The organism is Candidatus Avoscillospira sp. LCP25S3_F1 (assembly GCF_052117125.1).
In the GTDB taxonomy this organism is placed as follows: Bacteria; Bacillota; Clostridia; order Oscillospirales; family Oscillospiraceae; genus Avoscillospira_A.
The window spans coordinates 57748-75513 of record NZ_JBQKJT010000013.1; the positions used below are offsets into that span (position 1 = coordinate 57748).

At 56.4% G+C, this 17766-nt stretch carries 13 protein-coding genes; 7 read left to right on the plus strand and 6 right to left on the minus strand.

Annotated elements, in window-relative coordinates; genetic code table 11:
* Positions 1 to 4 precede the first annotated feature (4 nt).
* The 4 genes from ACTQ33_RS12380 (at position 5) to ACTQ33_RS12395 (ending at position 6731) form a co-directional block, all read left to right on the plus strand.
* Positions 5 to 2464, plus strand: coding sequence for an efflux RND transporter permease subunit (locus tag ACTQ33_RS12380; RefSeq protein ID WP_441464910.1), 2460 nt, complete (start codon positions 5 to 7; stop codon positions 2462 to 2464).
* Positions 2461 to 5604 carry a hypothetical protein gene (locus ACTQ33_RS12385; RefSeq protein WP_441464911.1) on the plus strand — a complete coding sequence of 1048 codons (3144 nt, stop codon included), beginning with the start codon at positions 2461 to 2463 and terminating at the stop codon, positions 5602 to 5604. The genes ACTQ33_RS12380 and ACTQ33_RS12385 overlap by 4 nt, the downstream gene beginning before the upstream one ends.
* An 83-nt stretch (positions 5605 to 5687) precedes the next feature.
* On the plus strand, positions 5688 to 6155 hold the full coding sequence (locus ACTQ33_RS12390; protein ID WP_441464912.1) for a YbaK/EbsC family protein: 468 nt from the start codon (positions 5688 to 5690) through the stop codon (positions 6153 to 6155).
* 36 nt (positions 6156 to 6191) lie between these two features.
* Positions 6192 to 6731 (plus strand): FmdE family protein, encoded by a 540-nt coding sequence (locus ACTQ33_RS12395; protein ID WP_441464913.1) that lies wholly within the window; start codon positions 6192 to 6194, stop codon positions 6729 to 6731.
* Between the two features lie 125 nt (positions 6732 to 6856).
* Here ACTQ33_RS12395 and ACTQ33_RS12400 read toward each other — a convergent pair whose 3' ends face one another.
* Positions 6857 to 8005: a glycosyltransferase gene (locus ACTQ33_RS12400; RefSeq protein WP_441464914.1), complete on the minus strand. Its 1149-nt coding sequence runs from the start codon at positions 8003 to 8005 to the stop codon at positions 6857 to 6859.
* Positions 8002 to 10218, minus strand: coding sequence for a polysaccharide pyruvyl transferase CsaB (gene csaB, locus ACTQ33_RS12405; protein ID WP_441464915.1), 2217 nt, complete (start codon positions 10216 to 10218; stop codon positions 8002 to 8004). The genes ACTQ33_RS12400 and csaB overlap by 4 nt, the downstream gene beginning before the upstream one ends.
* A 163-nt stretch (positions 10219 to 10381) precedes the next feature.
* Between csaB and ACTQ33_RS12410 the strand changes: the two genes are divergently transcribed.
* Both ACTQ33_RS12410 and ACTQ33_RS12415 read left to right on the plus strand, forming a co-directional pair.
* Positions 10382 to 10894 (plus strand): DUF4330 domain-containing protein, encoded by a 513-nt coding sequence (locus ACTQ33_RS12410; protein WP_441464916.1) that lies wholly within the window; start codon positions 10382 to 10384, stop codon positions 10892 to 10894.
* Positions 10887 to 12479, plus strand: coding sequence for an O-antigen ligase family protein (locus ACTQ33_RS12415; RefSeq protein ID WP_441464917.1), 1593 nt, complete (start codon positions 10887 to 10889; stop codon positions 12477 to 12479). Before ACTQ33_RS12410 ends, ACTQ33_RS12415 begins: the two co-directional genes overlap by 8 nt.
* A gap of 35 nt (positions 12480 to 12514) precedes the next feature.
* Here ACTQ33_RS12415 and ACTQ33_RS12420 read toward each other — a convergent pair whose 3' ends face one another.
* From ACTQ33_RS12420 to ACTQ33_RS12435, 4 genes are all read right to left on the minus strand, one after another.
* Entirely contained in the window at positions 12515 to 12856 is a 342-nt protein-coding gene (locus ACTQ33_RS12420) for an arsenate reductase family protein (protein WP_441464918.1), read from the minus strand.
* The gene (truA, locus tag ACTQ33_RS12425) at positions 12853 to 13593 is read right to left on the minus strand and encodes a tRNA pseudouridine(38-40) synthase TruA (protein ID WP_441464919.1); all 741 of its coding nucleotides are present in this window, start codon (positions 13591 to 13593) and stop codon (positions 12853 to 12855) included. The genes ACTQ33_RS12420 and truA overlap by 4 nt, the downstream gene beginning before the upstream one ends.
* A gap of 239 nt (positions 13594 to 13832) precedes the next feature.
* A complete protein-coding gene (locus ACTQ33_RS12430; protein ID WP_441464920.1) occupies positions 13833 to 15128 on the minus strand; it encodes a glycoside hydrolase family protein in 1296 nt (431 codons plus the stop codon).
* Between the two features lie 118 nt (positions 15129 to 15246).
* The gene (locus ACTQ33_RS12435) at positions 15247 to 16161 is read right to left on the minus strand and encodes an alpha/beta fold hydrolase (RefSeq protein ID WP_441464921.1); all 915 of its coding nucleotides are present in this window, start codon (positions 16159 to 16161) and stop codon (positions 15247 to 15249) included.
* An 85-nt stretch (positions 16162 to 16246) separates the two neighbouring features.
* Here ACTQ33_RS12435 and glpK point away from each other — a divergent pair, with 85 nt between their 5' ends.
* Positions 16247 to 17761 carry a glycerol kinase GlpK gene (glpK, locus tag ACTQ33_RS12440; RefSeq protein WP_441464922.1) on the plus strand — a complete coding sequence of 505 codons (1515 nt, stop codon included), beginning with the start codon at positions 16247 to 16249 and terminating at the stop codon, positions 17759 to 17761.
* Positions 17762 to 17766: the final 5 nt, after the last annotated feature.

Here is a 17766-nt window from a genome sequence, read left to right on the forward strand (position 1 = left end):
ACCCATGCAGCGCGAAAAAAACTCTGAAACCTTTATGACCAAACTGGCCCGCTTTATCGTGGACAAACGAAAGGCGTTCTACCTGATTTTCATTGCAGTCTTTCTGTTCAGCGCTGCGTCGGTAAATAAAGTACAGGTCAACAACGACATCACCAGCTATCTGCCCAGTGAGACCGAGACGCGCCGGGGTCTGACCATTATGGATCAGGAATTCGTCACCCTCGGCAGCGCCAATATCATGGTGTCCAACATCACCTATGAAACAGCGGAGGCCCTTTCCAAGGAGATTGCAGCCGTTCCAGGAGTCTCTGGCGTGGAATTTGACGACACCGAGGGGCATTACCATGACGCCGCCGCCCTGTTCACAGTCTCGTTTGAGGGCGAGGAACAGGCACCGGAAACGGTGGAAGCGCTGGAGCGTGTGGAACTGTTGTTGGATGAATACGATTATTACCCCTCCACCACGGTAGGCCGTGACGCCTCTGCCAGTCTCCAAAAGGAAATGACAGTGATTCTCGCCATTGCCGCCGTCGTCATCGTGGTGGTGCTGCTCTTCACCTCCAAAAGCTATTTGGAGGTACCAGTTTATCTCATTGTCTTTGCGACGGCTGCTGTGTTGAATATGGGTACCAATTACTGGTTTGGCACCATTTCTTTTATCACCAACGCCATTGCCATTGTTTTGCAGTTGGCTCTGGCCATCGATTACGCCATCATCTTCTGCCATCGGTACATGGAGGAGCGGGATAACGGTCTGGACGCCCGGGAAGCGGATATTGCCGCCCTGTCCAAGGCTATTGTGGAAATTTCCTCATCCAGTTTGACCACCATTTCCGGTTTGGTGGCCTTGATGCTGATGCAGCTGCGCATCGGTTTCGATATGGGCATCGTACTGGCCAAGGGTATCGTCATCAGTATGCTCTGCGTCTTCCTGTTGATGCCGGGCCTGCTGATGCTGTTCCACAATGCCATTGAGAAAACCCGGCATAAAAATCTGGTTCCCCATATCTCCTGGCTGGGCAAAGGTGTGGTCAAGCTGCGCTTTATCCTGCCGCCCATCTTTCTGGGCGTTCTGGTGGTGGGAGCCATCCTGTCGGGCCGCTGTGACTATGTGTTCGACGCCAACGACACGGATTTTGACAATAAGCCCGCCTGGCGGATTGCGGATGAAAAAGTCACAGAAGCCTTTGGACAGAAAAACACCATCGCCATGTTGGTACCCCGGGGCGATTACGACAAAGAGGGCGCCATTCTTCGGCATGTGGAGGCGTTGGAACCGGTGACCCAGGTCACTGGCCTTGCCAACATTGAAGTGGAGGACGGTCGTATGCTGACCGATGCCATGAATCCCCGGCAGTTTGCCGAGCTGGCCGGCGTGGATGTGGAGTTGGCCCGGCTGCTCTATCAAGCCTACGGTCTCAGTGTAGAGGAATACGGCGCCATTTTCCAGGAACCGGACGAATACACCGTTCCCCTGCTGGATATCTTTGAATTTCTGGTGGAACAAATCGACAAGGGCGTGGTCAGTCTGGACGAGGAGCAAAGCGAAAAGGTGGAGGATCTGCGGGAGCAGCTGGACATGGGTATTGAACAGCTGCGGGGAGAAAACTGGTCCCGCCTCGTCTTTGTGGCAGACTTGCCCACCGAAGGGTCCGAGACCTACGACCTGCTGGACGAGATTCGCGCCATCGGTCAGACATATTACGGCGACAGCGTGATTCTGGTGGGCAACTCCACCAACGCCTTTGATCTCTCCAGCTCTTTCTCTCAGGACAACGCCAAAATCAGCATTTTGACAGCGCTGTTCGTCATGGTTATTCTGTTGTTTACCTTCAAATCGGCTGGTTTGCCTCTGCTGCTGGTTTTGACCATTCAAGGCTCCATCTGGATCAACTTTTCGTTCCCGGTATTGCAGGGGACCAACCTGTTCTTCCTCAGCTATCTGGTAGTCAGTTCCATTCAGATGGGCGCCACCATTGACTATGCCATCGTCATCACCAACCGGTATCTGGAACTGAAAACCACCATGGAGCGAAAGCAAGCCGTCATAGAAGCGTTGGACCAGAGTTTCCCTACCATACTGACTTCAGGCAGTATTATGGCGGTGGCCGGTTTCCTCATCGGCGGTATCTCCACCGACGCCACCATCGGATCTGTGGGTCTGACGCTGGGCCGTGGTACCGTCACCTCCATTCTGCTGGTCATGACGGTACTGCCCCAACTGCTGCTGTTGGGCGACAGTCTCATCGAACGGACGGCCATTACCCTCAACCGCGACCGGAAACAGCGGTTTAACCGGGGCACCATGCGTTTGGACGGCCATATCCGCGGCCATGTGGCCGGTTTCATTGACGGCGAGTTTAAAGGCGTGGTCCATGGCAGCATCGACGCGCTTGTGGAAAGCAAATACCAAGTCCCGCAGGCGTTGGACGAGGCCGACGAAGAGGAGGCGGAAAGCATATGATGAAACAGAAGCAATTTTTTCGGCGGCTGTGCGCCTCTCTGGTAGCCGCTGCGGTAACGCTGTCCCTGCTGCCGCCGGTATCGGCGGCCAACAGCATTTCCATCGCATCTCTGGAGGACTGGAAATCATTCACAGACCGCTGTGTCCGGGACACCTATTCCCAGGGATTGACAGTAGAGCTGACGGCGGATCTGGATTTTACAGACCATACCGTGGAGCCGGTACCTATCTTCCAGGGTACCTTCCATGGCAACGGCCACACCATCACCGGCTGGACCTACACGGAAAAAGGTTCCACCGTGGGCTTATTCCGCACGGTGACCGCCACCGCTGTGGTGGATGGATTGACGCTGGACGCCACTGTCAGCCCCGGCGGTACCGCCTCCACCGTAGGCTTGCTCTGCGGCGATAATTTCGGCATTCTGCAAAACTGCACGGTGCGCGGCACCTTGTCGGCCCAAACGGACACCGGCGGCATTGCCGGCTGCAACGAGGAATCGGGACAGATTCTAAACTGTATCAGCCATGCCCATGTGACTGCCGTCACCAACGGCGGCGGCATTGTAGGGCGGAATCTGGGAACTGTATCGGGCTGCATCAACATTGGAATTCTCAATGATGATCCGGACCAGACGATTCCCACCAGCATCGGCGGCATTGCCGGTCTGTCCCGCGGCACCCTGACCGGCTGCCGCAACCAGGGTGCCGTGGGCTATGACCATCTGGGCTACAACATGGGCGGTATCGTAGGTCTGCAATCCGGGACCATTCTGGACTGCACAAACAGCGGGACCATTCGCGGCCGTAAGGATGTAGGCGGCATCGTAGGCCAATTTGAACCCAGCACCCATGTAACCTATGGTCCCTCCCCTGCCGATCAGCTCAACGACAAGTTGACGGGCTTGATGGCGGAGATGACCAGTCTCACCGACCGGCTCTACGCCATCTCCTCCAGCAGCGTGGACGATGTACAGGTCATTCACAACGCACTGGCCGAAATTCAGAAGCAGGCCCATTCTGCCGGTACGGAAAGTCTGGAAAACGTGCAGGAACTATCCGATCAGCTTCACATCCACGCTACGGCCATCAGCGATGCCATCACCCAGGGCCGAGCGGTCATGGATGGCTTTCAGGATACTGCCCATCAGGATATCGAGGAGTTACTGAAGGCTTCCGACGCGTTTTCTGACGCCATCCATGCTATGGCTGAACAACTGGATGACGGACTGCGCGATACGCTGCATACAGCTGACATCGCATCATCGGATATTCACCGCCAAGTGCAGGCTATCCAATCCGCCATGAACCAGATGGACCGGGAGTTGACGGCGCTGCATAATTATGTGGAGACGGTGATTTCCCTGTTCAACAGCGGTGATCTGTTGGGGGCGCTGACCACTCCACTGCCGGACATGAATCCTAGGGGAAACCTCAATACCATCGGCACGGCTCTGGTCAACATCGGCTCCAGCCTTGATACACTGACCAGTCAGTGGAGCACCATTTACAAGCACACTTCCGACCAGCTGGGGCAGGAGCGGGAGCAGGCCCGGCAAGCTGCGGAACAGATTCGGGAAACGGCGGGCCATCTTAATGACGCCGCCTATGCCATGACCCAATCCCTCTCCAGCGTAACAGAGCAGCTGCAAACCAATTACGACGCTATTCTGGACCTAGTGAAAACCCATACCGACAGTCTCAACCAGACCGCCCAGGATACTGGCGACGCCATCGACGCCCAGCTGGAGATTCTGTCGGACCAAGTACAGAAAATGACCGACAAAGCAGCGACAGACACCGATCTGGTACATGATACCACCACGGCCCTGCTGAACCAGCTAGACCAGGTCCGGCAAGCCATTTACGATATGGGCCGGGAGCCGGAACTGACAGTGGAGGAAGTCACAGATATCACCGAGGGGCCTGGTCTGCTCTCCGGTTGTATCGCCACTGGCGACGTTTTCGGCGACAGCAACACCGGCGGATTGGTAGGTGTTGTCTCCACGGAGCTTGGCGACGACCCAGAGGCCACCTTCTCCATGGATGACATGGAATTGCTGTCCGATGTGTACGCAACACTGCGGGCTGTCATCCGTGACAGCCGCTTCGACGGCACGGTAACCGTACGCAACGACTGCGGCGGCGGTATCGTGGGCCGCAGTGAATCCGGCGCCATTGTCAATTGTGTGGCCCGTGGCACCGTAGAAACCGGTACCGATTACTGTGGAGGCATTGCCGGCCGCACCAAAGGCATTGTTACCGGCTGTGCCGCTCTGGTGGATTTGTCCGGTGACAACTGGGTAGGCGGTATCGCCGGTTTGGGTGCGGATATCAGCGGCTGCCGCACCATGGTGCGGGATGAAGGCGGCGGCGAATACCGCGGCGCCATTGCCGGACAGAGTGACGGTACATTGACCGACAACCGCTATCTGATGGAGGACCTCCCCGGACTGGACGGCGTAGACTATGCCGACCGTGCCCAAGGGCTGGATTTTGCATCATTTTCTCAACTTTCCGGCGTCCCAGCTGATTTTCTGCACTTCTCCTATCGCTATGTGGTGGATGGCAAGACAATCGCCGAGATTCCTTTCTCCTACGACGGCAATTTGGACGAGAGCAAGATTCCTGCCGTGCCGCAACGGGATGGAAGCTACGGCCAGTGGCCGGAATGCCCCACTGAGCATCTGACCCGGTCCATGGTGTTGGAGGCACAGTTTACGGCGCCCACTGCTACCCTGTCCAGCGGCGGCGCCATTCCGGCGCTTCTGGTACAAGGTGACTTTGGCCCCGATGCGTCGCTGCATGTGACAGAGGAGCCGCTGGACGGAGCACCCACCGGCGCGGTGGCCGCTTATGGCTACACCATAGAGAACTTCTCGGGCGACACTGTAACCTTACGTCTGCGGGCAGCCGACTGCACCCATCCGGCAGTCTATCTCTGGCAGGATGGCCAATGGCAGACGGTAGATACCGAAACAGATGGTTCCTATCTGATATGCACCGCACCAGCCAACAGCAAGGTACTGTTGACGGACACTCCCACGGTTTGGCCCATTCCAGCTGCCATCGGCGGCGCGGCTGTCATAGCCGTCGTTGTACTTCTATTGGTACACCGTCGGAAACGGGCTAAATCGGCTTGAACCAAGGATAGATTTTTTGCGACACTTATGGTATGATCGACCCATAATCCGGCATCGGTCCGGAAACTACGGGAGGAATGATCGTGTCCATTGAACGAGTGATCGCGTATTTTCAGCAGTTCGGCATGGCGGACCGGATTTTGCAGCTGGATGCATCCAGCGCCACGGTCGCATTGGCCGCGGAGGCGCTGCATTGTGCGCCCTGCCGCATTGCCAAAACCCTGTCCTTTGCCGTCCATGACGATGCAGTTTTGATCGTCGCCGCCGGTGACGCCCGTATTGACAATGCCAAATACAAGGCCCGATTTGGCGTCAAGGCAAAAATGCTTTCGCCGGAAGAAGCGGCGCAACGCATTGGTCATGCGGTGGGCGGTGTGTGCCCGTTTGCCGTCAACGACGGTGTCACCGTCTACCTGGACAAATCCCTGCAGCGGTTCGACACGGTCTTTCCGGCCTGCGGCAGCAGCAACAGCGCCATTGAACTGACTCTGGCAGAGCTGGAGCAGCATTCCAATTCCGCCGGATGGGTGGACGTTTGCAAAGATTGGTAATCGCATTTGCGGCAACAATGGAAAGGAGCCTATCGCATGGACCAAGAAAAAGCACAAGCGCTGTGGCAGTGGGCCATTGACTTTCATGGTCATACCTGTCCCGGCATCGCCATCGGTTATCGGGCCGCACTTTACGCCATGGAGCTGTTGGGGCTGGAATTCTCCGACGATGAGCAGGTAGTTTGTATCACAGAAAACGACGCCTGTGGCGTAGATGCCATTCAGGCTGTTCTGGGCTGTTCTGTCGGCAAGGGCAATCTGCTATTCCACCTGCGGGGAAAACAGGCGTTCTCCTTCTATCGACGCACTACCGGCCAATCGGTGCGGTTGGTACTCAATCCCCGCCCACGAGGCCTGAGCCGGGAGGAATCCCTCCGCTGGATTCTGGAAAAACCCTCGGCGGAGCTGTTCACCGTCAAGGAACCCACCATTACGCTGCCGGAATCCGCCCGGATTTTCGATTCCTACGTATGCGACTGCTGCGGCGAAGTCACCGGTGCGAACTGGATTCGCCTATCCGGCGACAAAAAGCTGTGTCTCGATTGCTACTCTACTTATGACCGGTTCAACGTATAAACCCTTCCAGCATTTCAACGCAATACGAGAACGAGCAAAACCCGAATGTGCATGAAGGCTTTGTAAATTTTTTTCATAGAGAAAAACTGGGAGCGGAAACCGCAAGGCTTCTGCTCCCAATTTTTTTATAATATTTTCATTTCCCGCAGCATGGATTCCATCTGCGACACTCTGGCATCCCAGGAACTTTGACGGCCGGCCTCCATGCGGGCTTTTACCCGCTCAGGGGTCGTGTCTACGATGGCCTCCGCACAGCAGTTAACAAACTGCTCCGGCGTCCGGGCCACCTGCATAATGGATTCGTATTGCAGCACCTGGTCCGGCTGCGGCGTAGAGACGATGGGCTTGCCGGTAGCCAGATACTCGTAAAATTTCAGCGGACTCACATCTTTGCTCAGATCACCGGATGCAAACAGGTTCAGGCAAACATCAAAGGCCGCCAGATAATCCGGCAACTGCTCATGGGGCTTCAGGCCCAGAAAATGGACGTTGGGCAGCGCTCGCAGGTCGGACAAATCCACACCGGGCTTTTCCTTGCCAATAAAGACGAAATTCCACTGGGGCCGGGCTTTGGCCGCATGGACCACCCAACCGTATTCGATACAGCTTTGCAGCGCGCCGACGAAGCCCAGAATCGGTCCTTGCAGCGTTTGGAGTTCCTGTGGCACGGGCCGGGGCTCTGCGGCCTTGCTGAACAGCTCAAAGTTAGCGCCGTTGGGAATAAAGGCAGCTTTAGGATTGGCGGCTTTCAGCCGCTGGCACAGACTGTCGGCTGTGGCAAAGACCATGTCACTCTTGGCGGCCAGATCCATTTCCATTTGATCCACCAGCTGGGGATTCATCAATCCGCCGTAAGCCGAATGGCGATCCACGCAGTCATAGACCAACGCGCTGTGGGGCACATGGTCCACCAGATCGGCACAGACCGGCGAATAGGTCCACAGAACCGGCTTCTCAAACCCGTGGCGCTTCATCACCTTGCGGACATAGGCGGCCATTCGCTTCTGATTCAGCCGGTTAATCCAACGATATTTGTTGAAAAAAGGCAGTACCGGCGGCAACGCGTAAACCGTAATATGGTCCGCCACCTTTTCACCAGGCTTATGGTAGGCTTTGCAGTGGGCCAGGGCGCTGCGATCCTTGATTGGTGCAATGATGGACACCGACGGATCAAAATACAGCACCTCAGCGTCGTGCAGACGGCTCATGACCTGCTGCTTTCTTGTGGGAATGGGATACCACGGTGACGTGGCTAGACAGACGATTTGTTTCATGGCTCCTCCAATAGTCTTCGTGCGACGTCCTCGTTTTCCGCCGCCAGGACCCGCAGATGCTCAATGGTTTCCGGTGCGTCCCGGCCTTCCGCCAACGCCTCGGCAATAGCGGCCATAAGCCGCTCTGTGGTGACATCTTCCAGGTCCATATAGTGTTTTTTCCCCATGTAATCCAGGAAAGCCCGGACCTTGGGATCATATACAGCGCCCACCACCGGCGTTCCTACAGCAGCAGCAAAAATCAGCGCATGGAGCCGCATGGAAACCACCACTTCCATCCGGCCCAGAATGCCCACAATGAGATCACCGTCATTGGGTACCGTCAGCACTGGACAGAAGTTTTTCATCTGATCGGCCGCCAAATGACAGGCTGACTGGTCGTGCTTCGTCTCCAGCGCCAGGAAAATGGGTGTCAGGCCGAACTTTCGCTTCACCGTCTCGGCGGCGGCAGCAAAAGATGGCGCCTTGTCGGCATAGCCGGGCCAGTTCCGCACTACAAACATGGCATACTGGCCGTTGGGGTCCAGATGGTTCCGCAGGAACCATCCGTCCACCCGGTCATCGTCAGCCGGATGCAAAAGCAATGCCGGGTCTGCCGTCACATAGATGTTCGGTTTGCGGACGCCCATACGCACCAGCTCATCCTGGGAGGTATCCTCCCGCAGCGTCACACCGTCCACATACCGGTCAATGACCCGGCCGGCACACCGCATATTGATAGGGTGGGTAATGGGACCGATACCGCAGCCGTACATGAGGACCCGGTTGCCTGTGATCTTGGCAAGGTGGATACTAGCCAAATAGTAATAGAGAGAACGGGTGCTGGTCACATCCTGAATCAAACTGCCTCCACCGTTCAGATACAGCTTGGTATGCCGCATAATCCGCAAAAAGCCCGGCAAATTAAAGGTGTGAACCGCACCGATGCGGTACTGAATTTTCGTCTCCCGCGGCGTCCGGGTCAGCACATACAGGGGCATATCCGGGTCGATGTGCCGCATCTGTCGCACAATGGCATGGAGAATGGAGTCGTCACCGGCGTTGCCTTTCCCATAAGCGCCGCAGATCAACACACCGTCGCGCTTGCGCCGGGGCCGCTGGGACCGGCGGATCATGATGCGGTAAATCTCTTTTTGCTTCTCCACCGTGGCCGAAGCGGAAAAGTCCCTGCGGGCCTTTTCATACAGCTGCCGGCCCAACCGCTGCCGCAGGCTGTCGTCCTGAGCCAAGGAGATCATCTGTTCCGCCAGCTCTTCTTCGTTCTGAGCGGTAAACAACAGGCCCGTCACCCCGTGTTCAATGAGATCGGGAATGCCGCCCACCCGAGAAGCAATGGTGGCGCACTGGTGGCGGGCGCCTTCCGTCAACGCGTAGGGGAATGTCTCGGACAAAGATGTCAGCGTGTTGACATCCATAGCGTTATAAAAGCTCTCCATGTCCCCTACCCATCCCGCGAAGCATACCGAGCCCTGGGGACAGGTCTCCGCTGCCAGCTGCCGCAGGTCTGCCATCTGCTCGCCATCACCGGCAATGACCAGGCGGGCCGACGGCACTTGCCGGACGGTACGGGCAAAGCCGCGAATCAGCGTACCCACGTCCTTGACGGCGCTGAGACGGGCTGCGATACCAAATACTACGCTGTTCTCCTCTGTTTGAAGTCCGATGCTGTTCAGGTACGTCTGCCGGTCCATGGCAGGCGCAACAGAAGTGAACTCCACACCATTATAGATGGAAAACATGGTCTGTGGATCAAACCCCCGGGAAATGAGCAGTTCGGCCATGGCATCGGACACTCCGATATGATATGGAATCTTCCGAACGCAGATGGTGTTGATGGTGCCGTACGTCAGATGGTGGATGGGACGGCCCAAGTAGTCCAGCCGATAGTCGGAGTGGACCGTGGTCACCACCGGCGCCTGAATCTTGCGCCGCAGCAGGAACCCGATCAGATTTGCCCGGGAACCGTGACAGTGGACCACCTGATAGCCCCCGGCGTTGATCTCCCCAGCCAGGACAGACGCCACCCGCAGCACATTTTTATCGGGGTAGACAATGGTCTCAATGCCCAATTCCCTGGCCTCCTGGGCAAAGGGGCCTTCCATAAAGCAGACAAGACGGACTTCCTCGGTCTGACTCAGCCCCTTCAGCAGAGACAGAACGTGGGTTTTGGCGCCGCCCACATCACCGCCTGAGATGAGATGTATGATTTTCATAAACACGCTCCGTAATTTAACCTTGTAGAACTCGTCAAAATCCGGTATAATAGGAAGACATTGCGCAGGCTTTGCCAGGCAATGCAATGCGGTATCATTATAGTATACTTGCCTGTCGGAATCAAATGCAAATGAGAAAAAAATATCGTAGGAGGAAATAATTTTGAAAATTCTTGACTCTAAGGGAAAACTCTTCGGCAAGATCAACCTGGTGGACTGTCTGGTAGTGCTGGTCATTCTGGTAGTGGTCATCGCCGCCGCGTTCAAGCTGACCGGCAGTTCTGTCAGTGATCTGGGCAGCGGCTCCAACACGGTCACCATCCGTTATGAGGTACTCTGTCCGAAAATCGATCCGACTACTTCTGACTATGCGGTGACAGAAATCGGCAAGCAGTTGATGAACAGCGGCGAGATGATCGACGCCTATATTACCGACTGCGTCATCGAACCCCACATCCAACCGGTAGAGGCTGCCGACGGCACGCTGCATTATGTAGAGGATACCACATGCCATGATTTGCGCTTCACCATCGACGCCAACGTACAATTCGTGGGCAACGCCTATTCGGTTGGTACCCAGGAGCTGCGGGTGGGCAAGTCCCATATTGTCAAGACGGTTGGCCTGGAGGTCACCGGCACCATCCTGTCCATGGAAGAAGTGACGACCAATGAGTAACATTCTGGAAACCAGCGTTGTCTGGCGTCTGGTATGTCTGTTTTGGACCAGCTGGCAAAACAGCAACCTGCGGAGTGTGTTCCAGCGGTTTTCCGCTTCAGCGCATTTCTCCGTCACCGGCCGGGTCCTGCGCGCCATTTTCGGCTGCTCCGCCGCCATGACGGTCCATTCCCGCTGCCGCCGGCTCCTATCCCAGATCAATCTGGTTTTGTGGCATTCAGGGCGGCATCTGACAGCGGCCCTTCACGGGAGTCTGCTCTACCGTGTCTACCACGCCGTTTTTACAGCGGGTCGGGAAAGCAAATGCCTGGGCTGGCTGTTTCGCAGCGGTATGACTGGGATTCTGCTGGTGTCGGTGGGGCTTTATGCCGTTCTGGATTATTTCCTGCGGGACGTTTTTGCTGTTCCGGTCCTGTCCTCCGTATGGGATGAGTGTCTGATGCTGCTGGCCCTGCTGTGGGTGATCTATCGGCGTATGTTCAACAGCCGTCCCATTCTCAGCCGTATCTCTCCCCTGGACCCGGCGGTGTTCCTGTTTGTTTCCATGGGTTTGGCCCTGCTGTTTACCGCCGCGCCTTTCTTCTCCATCGGCGTGTCCGGCTACCGGGCTACGGTGCAGTACATGTTGTGGTTCTTCCTGGTAACCCGGCTTCTGCGTAATGATCGGGACTTCACCTTGCTGTATGTGACCCTGGTGACCGCTGCGTTCCTCATTGCCCTGCATGGCATCTATCAGTTTATCATCGCAGTCCCCATTCCCGACAAATGGGTGGCCAATGCTGAAGGCTCTGTGCGTACCCGCGTCTTCTCTATCTTTGGCAGTCCCAACATCATGGGTGACTTCATGGTGCTGTTCGCGCCCATGGCGGCGGGTCTTGCCTACTGGTGCCGCAACACACGGGCCAAACTCCTGTGCTGGTTTGTCACCTTCTGTATGGGATTGGCCTGTCTGTTCACGATGTCCCGCGCCGCATGGGGCGCCATGGCCGTGGCGGTGCTGGTGTTTGCTCTGCTGGTGGACCGCCGTTTGATTGCCCTCATGTGCATAGCTCTGCTGGTGGCGCTGTGCATCCCCTTTGTTGCCAGTCGTCTGGGCTTCCTGCTGACACCGGAATTCCAGGCCGCCAACAACAATGGCGGCCGTGGCAGCCGTTGGGATATCGCGCTGGGTTATCTGGCGTTGCATCCAGTATTCGGCTTCGGGCTGGGCATGTTTGGCGGCGCGGTGGCGATGCAGCATCAGATTTACAAGTGGGTGTCTTACTTCTATGTGGACAACTACTATCTGAAAATCCTGGTAGAGATGGGCTGGATTGGTTTCTGCTGCTATCTGTTTCTGCTGGCTGCTCTCCTCTTCAACGGTGTGCGGGCTTGTTACCGCACGTCCCGGGAACCCAAGGAGACTTCTCCCCTGCCGTTGTGCGCCGGTATGCTGTCCGGCATGTGCGGTGTTCTGTTCCACTGTTATTTTGAGAACATTTTTGAAGAGCCGTATATGATGGCCTATTTCTGGACTATGGCCGCCATGATCGTCTATCTGGGTTTCTACCGCAGACGTCCTCGGCAAACGGCAAAGACTGCATAAAAAAATCGGTGCTGCTTGGATGCAGCACCGATTTTTTAGTTCCAGGTCTCCCACACCTCTGGGCAGAACCCCACGGTGGCCTGTTTCCCATTTCGGACCACCGGTGTTCTGATGAGTTTCTGATTATCATAGACCTTGTCTTCTTTCTGCCGTTCCTCGGACAGGTATTTCAGCAAGTCGATATCCGGCGATTTGCTGTCCCAGTTAATCAGAGCGTCAATGCCGCCCACAGCGCGCAAGACGCTGTCAAATTCACCGCCGGACATGCCGTATTTGACCAGATCGATCATCTGATATTTGATGCGCCGTTCCTTAAACCAACGTTCCGCTTTCTTCGTATCAAAACATTTGGATGTTCCAAAAATCTGTATGTTCATGGATAATATACCTCCTTCAAGCAGAGACCACGGGCCGGCGCGGTCTCTCCCGCCTGTTCCCGGCTATAGGAAGCCAGTATGGCTGGGATAGCGTCAACCGGCCGACGGTGTAAACCGATTTCCAGAAGGGTTCCCACCATAATCCGGACCATGTTATAAAGGAATCCATCGCCCGTTACTGTAAACCGCACCTCGTGCCCCAGCGTCTCAATGCGCAAAGCCGTGATGGTACGGATCGAGGATTTTTTAAAGTGTTTATTGGAGCAGAAGGCGATAAAATCATGGGTTCCTAAGAAATCAACTGCCGCTCGTTCCATGGCTGCCACATCCAGGGGTTCTCCCAACTGGTAAACGTAGCGCCGCTCAAACACATTGGGGACCCGGCTGTTCCAGACTCGGTATAGATAGGTCTTACCCGTGGCCGTCAGGCGGGCATGAAACCGGGGTGGAACCTCGGTGATTTCCAGAACGCCCAGGTCTTCCGGCAGATATTGGCGCAGCATCGCCGTCAACTCCCGGCAGGAACATGCCGTGTCGGCGTGAAAAGATGCCACCTGTCCGGCAGCATGCGCTCCGGCATCGGTTCGGCCGCTGCCATGGATTACAATGGGCTGCTCCAAAATACGGCTCAGCGTCTGTTCCAGCTTCCCTTGGATGGTGTCCGGACTGTTACCCAGCCGCTGCCATCCCCGATAGCGGGTGCCGTCATAGGCCAGCAGCATTTTAAAATTACGCATGGAGTTCCTCCATTATTTCACGGGCCTCCTGTTCGCTGTCGGCAGAAAACAGGAACGTTCCCCGGTAGTCGTAGACCTCAATATGACCTCTGACATGGTGGATACGATACATGCTGGACACTCCTTTTGCTTTGTGTCCTCAGTATATCGTATTAAGTGTCCTATAAATGGTACTGCAAAGCAGACAGAAGAACCATCCCGGCACATTACATGCCGGGATGGACTCTATCAAAGGTTTATCAATTCTTGGCGTGCTCTTCCATGGCATAGATGATCTTGGCCACTTCCGCACGATTCAGGGAGCGCTCCGGATAATAGTTGCGGTTGCCGTCGGCATCCACGGAGCCATCCAGAATCCCAGCGCCATACAGGGCCATCACATAGTTATCATCCGTATCGGCAAAAACCGAACTGCCCAAATACGGCTGCAAGCCCATGGCATTGCAGACCAATTTCGCCACCAACTGGCGGGAAATGGGCGCGTCCAGAGACGACAATTCCTCCGTAGTTGCCATCTGCTGCGACACAGCCAAAGACTGGTAGCCGCTGGCCCAGTGGCTGTCGGTTGCCGCTTGGGGCGGATATCCCGCGGCCAGCAGAATCAGTTTGAGACTCTCTCCCACGGTAACGGTATTTTCCGGTCGAAATGTACCATCTGCATAACCGCCGATGATGCCCTGGCTGCTCAACTCCGTTACATAGGGACTGTACCAATGGTCAGTTGTCACATCGGAATACATCGGCGCGCTGGTTGCCGCTTCCGGGGCCCATCGGGCATAAAGTGTATCGTCACCGTCCGCCATATCGCTGGCAGTGACCTCCCGTCCGCCCTCCGGCTCCGTAAACCATCCTACAAGACGATACCCCTCCCGATAAACCGACGGGAATGTGCTGTATGTAGTCCCGGCCTCATAGACGTAGACATCGGTATCGGCCTCGCCACCGTTGGCATCAAAGATCAGATAGTGGAAATCCGGGCTGGCGGTCTCCGTGTAGTCGCCGTACAGGAAAATCCGAATTTCACCAATCCGCCGCTGGAGCACACCGGTATGGATGGATGTACCCACATGGCACCAGACACCCAATGCACTGGCAATCTCGCTGGATGTATAATGTTCCAGGCCATCCTTCATCATAATCCAAAACCGGTAAGAAGAATTGAGCCAGGTTGGGCCCAGATTATAGGTCATGCTGGCCAGGGCGTCAAATTGGTTTTGCGTCACTGTAAGATTGTTCGCGGCCAGGAACTCGTTGAGATAGCCTTCAAAGTCCGCAATGGTGGTCTCCAGCAAAGCGCTGGCCTCTTCCTCCGTAATGCCGTCAGGATAGTCCGCCGGATCACAGGCATTGCCATATCCAATGGTCCACTGGCCGCCATCCACAAAGGCGGTAGGGCTGAACCCCTCCCACCCTTTGATTCTCTCCAAACCAGCGTCGCTGATTTGCAGTTCCGGCTCTGCCGCCACTGCTGCAACAGAGAAAAAAGTTACAGTGATACACACAACAAGAATACTGCTGAAAATACGTTTTATCATTGTTTTGCTCCTGTTTGCTGGGAAATCCCCACAGATCAGCAGGGAAAATCCATATAATCACAATTCGCAGTTTCGAGTATACCATGTGTTGTAACAATTTGCAACCTTTTTGTTAATTTCAGAGAACCCCATCGAGCCAGCGCAGTACGTCTGCGTAGACCTCTTCCCGGTTGACTTCCAGGAGCATTTCATGGCGGCGGCCCGGATAAAGATGGCAGGTTATCTGCTTCATTCCCGCCTTTTCAAAGGCTCGGACCGTGCGGCGAACGCCGCGGCCCATGGCCCCCACTGGGTCCTGTTCGCCGGAGAAAAACAGTACCGGCAGACTATGATCCATAGCAGCCAGATTTTCCGCTTTCTGATTGCGCCGGATGCCTCCCAGCATATCGGCAGCCAGCCCCACCGTGGGCCAATAGCTGCAATAGGGGTCGGCCAGGCTGGCGTCCACCACGGCAGGGTCCGAGCAGGTCCAATCCCGGTCGGTGCGGTTGGGCCGAAAAGGGCGATTGTAGTTCTCAAATACGATCCGTTGGAGCGATTCACTGACCTGATTCCCCCCCACTCTGCGGCGTTCCCGCTCACAAAGCCGTAAGCCGGCGGCCAGAACCACGGACGGTATCCAGCCGGTACCGGAGAGAATGACGCCGATGAGGTCCGCATCGGGATGGACATACAAAAATGTGCGGGTTAAAAACGATCCCATGCTGTGGCCCAGGAGCACATACGGCGTATGGGGCAGTTCCCGGCGCACTTCCGTCATCAGGCGGTATTCATCCTCCACCGCCCCGTCCCAGCCGCTGGGAAAAAATCCGGGCATATCGCCGGAGCCCACCGATTTTCCATGGCCCATGTGGTCGTCGCCCACCACGGCAATACCGTGCTCCGCGAGAAACCGTCCGAATTCGTCGTAACGTCCCACGTGTTCCGCCACGCCGTGGACCAGCTGGACCACTGCCCGGGGCGATTGCCGGGGCATCCACAGGCCGCACCGCAGATTGCATCCACCGGTGGAAGTCATAAAAAATTCGCGCATGTCCATGCTCCTTTCATACTTCTACTTGACATTATACACCTTTTCAGAGAAACTAAAAGAAAAACATTGGGAAAGGAATATGGACATGAACGGATACGTCCTGGCCCTGGATCAGGGCACCACCAGTTCCCGGGCCGTTCTCTGCGACGCCCACGGCGAGCTCCGCACCGTAGCCCAGTACCCCCTGCGGCAGATCTATCCCCGCCCCGGCTGGGTGGAACACGACCCCATGGACATTCTGGATACCATTTTGCACGCCATGGCGGAGGCCTTTGAGAAGAGCAAACTGTCTCCCACGGACATTGCCGCCATCGGTATCACCAATCAGCGGGAAACCACCATTCTATGGGACCGGAAAACGGGTCAGCCCGTATGCAACGCCATTGTCTGGCAATGCCGTCGGACGGCAGAGCTGTGTGAACAGCTCAAATCCGAAGGGCTGGGAGACCTGATCTATCAGCGGACCGGACTGCTCATTGACCCCTATTTTTCCGGTACGAAACTAAAGTGGATGCTGGATCAATCGCCAGACCTGCGCCGGCGGGCCAAGGCTGGGGAGCTGCTCTTCGGCACCGTAGACAGCTGGCTGATCTGGAATCTGACGGGGCATCAGGTGCATTGTACCGACTACTCCAACGCCTCCCGCACCATGCTCTTTGACATTGACCGGCTCTGCTGGGATGAAGATATCTGCAAGGCCCTGGACATTCCCATGTCCATGCTGCCTCAGCCAGTCCCCTCCAGTCAAGTCTACGGCACTGTGGCCAAAGGGCTGCCCGGTCTCAAGGCCCTGGCCGGTATCCCCATCTGCGGCTCCGCTGGCGACCAGCAGGCGGCGCTCTTCGGCCAGGGGTGTTTCCGGGAGGGTATGGCCAAAAATACCTATGGTACCGGCTGCTTCACACTGATGAACACCGGCAGCCATTCCATCCGCTGCAACAGTGGACTTCTGACTTCCGTGGCGTGGTCCATTGGTGGAACGGTCACCTATGCCCTGGAGGGCAGCGCATTCAACGCCGGTTCTGCCATCCAATGGCTGCGGGATCAATGCGGCGTCATCGCCACTTCTCACGATGTGGATATTCTGGCCGAGTCCATTCCCGACAACGGTGGTGTTTACTTTGTTCCGGCCTTTACGGGCCTTGGCGCCCCCTACTGGGACAGCTATGCCCGGGGCAGCTTCTTCGGGTTGACCCGGGGCAGCGGCAAGGCGGAGCTGAGCCGCGCCGTTCTGGAGGGCATCGCCTTTGAGGTGGCCGATCTGGTGCAAACTATGAATGAGGCGGCCCCGGTGGCCATTTCTGAGCTGCGGGTGGACGGCGGAGCCTGTGTCAGCGACTTTATGATGCAGTTCCAGGCCGATTTACTGCGTCTGCCGGTGAACCGGCCGGAAAATGTGGAGTCCACCGCCCTGGGCGCCGCCTTTCTGGCCGGTCTGGCCACCGGTGTCTGGAACTCCACCGAGGATCTGGAGCACATCCGCCGCACACAGCAGGTATTCCAGCCGGTCATGGCTATCCAGGATCGGAATCGGGCGCTGCAAAACTGGCACACTGCCGTGGAGCTGAGCCGCCTGTGGGGACAGCGCTGCCAACTGTAACTGGG

Bases quoted from the DNA above. Each gene is read 5' to 3' on its own strand.
- glpK (WP_441464922.1), top strand. From the start codon at position 16,247: ATGAACGGATACGTCCTGGCCCTGGATCAGGGCACCACCAGTTCCCGG.
- csaB (WP_441464915.1), bottom strand. From the start codon at position 10,218: ATGAAAATCATACATCTCATCTCAGGCGGTGATGTGGGCGGCGCCAAA.
- ACTQ33_RS12385 (WP_441464911.1), top strand. From the start codon at position 2,461: ATGATGAAACAGAAGCAATTTTTTCGGCGGCTGTGCGCCTCTCTGGTA.
- ACTQ33_RS12430 (WP_441464920.1), bottom strand. From the start codon at position 15,128: ATGATAAAACGTATTTTCAGCAGTATTCTTGTTGTGTGTATCACTGTA.
- ACTQ33_RS12415 (WP_441464917.1), top strand. From the start codon at position 10,887: ATGAGTAACATTCTGGAAACCAGCGTTGTCTGGCGTCTGGTATGTCTG.
- ACTQ33_RS12400 (WP_441464914.1), bottom strand. From the start codon at position 8,005: ATGAAACAAATCGTCTGTCTAGCCACGTCACCGTGGTATCCCATTCCC.
- ACTQ33_RS12420 (WP_441464918.1), bottom strand. From the start codon at position 12,856: ATGAACATACAGATTTTTGGAACATCCAAATGTTTTGATACGAAGAAA.
- ACTQ33_RS12395 (WP_441464913.1), top strand. From the start codon at position 6,192: ATGGACCAAGAAAAAGCACAAGCGCTGTGGCAGTGGGCCATTGACTTT.
- truA (WP_441464919.1), bottom strand. From the start codon at position 13,593: ATGCGTAATTTTAAAATGCTGCTGGCCTATGACGGCACCCGCTATCGG.
- ACTQ33_RS12435 (WP_441464921.1), bottom strand. From the start codon at position 16,161: ATGCGCGAATTTTTTATGACTTCCACCGGTGGATGCAATCTGCGGTGC.
- ACTQ33_RS12380 (WP_441464910.1), top strand. From the start codon at position 5: ATGCAGCGCGAAAAAAACTCTGAAACCTTTATGACCAAACTGGCCCGC.